Annotated in this window: 2 protein-coding genes; both read left to right on the plus strand. The window is 70.3% G+C overall.

Going from position 1 to position 3,149, the window contains the following annotated elements:
* Positions 1 to 120: 120 nt before the first annotated feature.
* Entirely contained in the window at positions 121 to 1,467 is a 1,347-nt protein-coding gene (locus tag FPZ12_RS45330; protein WP_144762598.1) for an MFS transporter, read from the plus strand.
* 159 nt (positions 1,468 to 1,626) lie between these two features.
* Entirely contained in the window at positions 1,627 to 3,051 is a 1,425-nt protein-coding gene (rox, locus tag FPZ12_RS45335; RefSeq protein ID WP_144762602.1) for a rifampin monooxygenase, read from the plus strand.
* The last annotated feature ends 98 nt before the right edge of the window (positions 3,052 to 3,149 follow it).

Raw genomic sequence — 3,149 nt, forward strand, 5'->3', positions numbered from 1 at the left:
CCCCCCACACGCACGCACCACTTTCCCCACGACCCCTTGACAAAACCGCCATACCAGAACTTGTATGGTAGCTCTGCCACGGCGGCGGTCGCCGCGGTGCAGCGAGCCTGAGGAGCGTCGATGAAGACCGGCCCCGCCCCCGCGTCCGTGCCCCGCACGGTCGCCGCCTCGGTGATCGGCACCGTGGCCGAGTACTACGACTTCTTCATCTACGGCACCGCGTCCGCGCTGGTCTTCAACAAGGTCTTCTTTCCCTCCGTCAGCCCGCTCCTCGGCACCCTGGCGGCGTTCTCGACCTACGCGGTCGGCTTCTTCGCGCGCCCGCTCGGCGGCATCGTCTGGGGCCACATCGGCGACCGCGTCGGCCGCCGCCAGACGCTCGTCTACACGCTGCTCCTCACCGGGCTCGGCACGGTCGCCGTCGGGCTGATGCCGGGATACGCGCAGATCGGGTTCTGGTCGCCGGTGTTCCTCGTGCTGGTGCGGCTGATCCAGGGCTTCGGCGTCGGCGGCGAACAGGGCGGCGCGGTCCTTCTCGCCGCCGAAGTCGCGCCGCCCGGCAAACGCGGCTTCGTCACGAGCTTCGTCCAGCTCGGCTCCCCCGCCGCGTATCTGATCCCGAGCGCGCTGTTCGCGGTGCTCGACGCGAACATGTCCGAGGCGACGTTCGTCTCGTGGGGCTGGCGGATCCCGTTCCTGCTCAGCCTGCTGGTGGTGCTGATCGGCCTGTACGTGCGCCTGCGGGTGCAGGAATCCGAGACGTTCCGCGCGGTCCGCGAGAACCTCGACGAGCACCGCGCGCCACTGAAAACCCTGCTGCGCGACTCGCGCACGGAGGTGGTCGCGGGCACGCTCGCCAAGTTCGTCGAGGCCGCGGTTTTCCCGTTCTACACGGTTTTCCTGGTCTCCTACGCGAAAAGCCAGGGCGTGGACACCAGCATCGTGCTGGACGCGGTGATCATCGGGATCGTCGCGGAGCTCGTGCTGCTCCCGCTGTGGGGGCGCCTCACCGACCGCGTCGGCCGCCGTCCGGTCTACCTCGCCGCGACGGTGCTGAACCTCGCGCTCGTCGTGCCGAGCTTTTTGGCCGTGCAGACCGGGAACGGCGTCGTGATCACGGTGCTGCTCGTCGCCGGCCTGGCCTTCGGGCACGGCGGCGCGTACGCCCCGCAGGCCTCGTTCTTCCCGGAGCTGTTCCCGTCGGACGCGCGCTACAGCGGGGTGTCGATCGTCTGGCAGTTCGGCTCCATGATCGCGAGCGGTCCGTTCACCGTGGTCGCGGCCGCGCTGCTCGCCGCCTCCGACGGCGGGTTCGGACTGGTCGCGGTGTACGTCGGCGCGCTCGTGCTGATCAGCCTGATCGCGTTGCGCTGGCTGCCCGAGACAGCGCCGCGACGGCTCGGCGGGCGCGAGTACGCGGACTGGCCGCGCCCCGCGGAGGAAATCCTCCGCAACGCCTCGACGTAAGTCAGGAGCCGGGCGCACCCCGCGCGGAACAGGCAACAAAAAAGGCCGGGAGAAAACACTCTCCCTGCCACTCTCAACATATAGCGCACCCGGGGGCTTGCCGCAAGACCCGGGTCATGCCGCACACTTTCGCGTCGTACCAGGTGAAGGGGGATCTTCGTGATCGACGTGATCATCGCCGGGGGCGGGCCGACCGGCCTGATGCTGGCGTCCGAACTGCGGTTGCACGGCCTGCGGGTGACCGTGCTGGAAAAGGAGGTGGAGCCGCCGGAATTCGTGCGCGCGCTCGGGCTGCACGTGCGGAGCATCGAGGTGCTGGCCCAGCGCGGCCTGCTGGAGCCGTATCTCGAACTCGGCACCCAGCATCCGGTCGGCGGCTTCTTCGCCGGCATCACCAAGGAAACGCCGGTCCGCCTCGACAGCGCGCACGCCTACGTGCTCGGCCTCCGGCAGCCCGTCATCGAGCGGCTGCTGACCGAGCACGCGCTCGAAGCGGGCACCGAGCTGCGACGCGGCACCGAAGTCACCGGGCTGAGCCAGGACGACGAGGGGGTGACGGCGGTCCTGGCCGACGGCACGGAGTTGCGCGGGCGGTATCTCGTCGGCTGCGACGGCGGCCGCAGCACGGTGCGGAAGCTGCTCGGCATCGGCTTCCCCGGCGAGCCCAGCAAGGCTGAAACCCTGCTGGGCGAGATGGAAGTGACCATGCCGCAGGAAGAGCTGATGCCGAGGATGCTCAAGGTCCGCGAGACGCAGAAGCGGTTCGGCATCGGGCCGTTCGGGGAGGGGATCTACCGGGTCATCGTGCCCGCCGACGGGCTGGCCGAGGACCGTGCCGTGCCGCCGACCTTCGAGGAGTTCAAGCGGCAGCTGCGGGCCGTCGCGGGCACGGACTTCGGGGTGCACTCGCCGCGCTGGCTCTCGCGGTTCGGCGACGCCACCCGGCAGGCCGAACGGTACCGGGAGGGGCGGGTGTTCCTGGCCGGCGACGCAGCGCACGTCCATCCGCCGGTCGGCGGGCACGGGCTGAACCTCGGCATCCAGGACGCGTTCAACCTCGGCTGGAAACTGGCCGCGCGGCTCGGCGGGCGGGCACCGGAGGGATTGCTCGACACCTACGAGGCCGAGCGGCATCCGGTGGCCGCGGACGTCCTGGACAACACCCGCGCGCAGATGGAGCTGATGTCCACCGAGCCGGGCCCGCAGGCGCTGCGCCGGCTTTTCTCGCAGCTGATGGATTTCGAGGAGGTGCACCGGTACCTGATCGAGAAGATCACGGCCATCGCCATCCGCTACGACTTCGGCGACGAGCACCCGCTGGTCGGGCGGCGGCTGAAGGACATCCGGCTCAAACGCGGCAGCCTGTACGACCTGACGCACGAGGGCCGCGGGCTGCTGCTCGACCAGACCGGACGGCTTTCGGTGGCGGGCTGGGAAGACCGGGTCGACCACGTGGTGGACGTCAGCGAGGAGCTGGCCGAACCCGCGGTGTTGCTCCGGCCGGACGGGCACGTGGCGTGGGCCGGTGAAGACCCGCGCGAGCTGTCAGAGAGGCTCACTCGCTGGTTCGGCGCGGCTTCCTGACCGCCGACCGTGCCCGGTGTCCGTTGTGGACACCGGGCACGGCCCCGCCAGCGCGACTGGCTCCAGCCCCTGCCGCCCCTCCCGCGCCTGTCTTGGCC

It is taken from the genome of Amycolatopsis acidicola (assembly GCF_007713735.2).
Lineage (GTDB): Bacteria > Actinomycetota > Actinomycetes > Mycobacteriales > Pseudonocardiaceae > Amycolatopsis_E > Amycolatopsis_E acidicola.

What these genes read in the sequence shown, in the direction of transcription:
- FPZ12_RS45330 (WP_144762598.1), top strand. Translation starts at nt 121, where the DNA reads ATGAAGACCGGCCCCGCCCCCGCGTCCGTGCCCCGCACGGTCGCCGCC.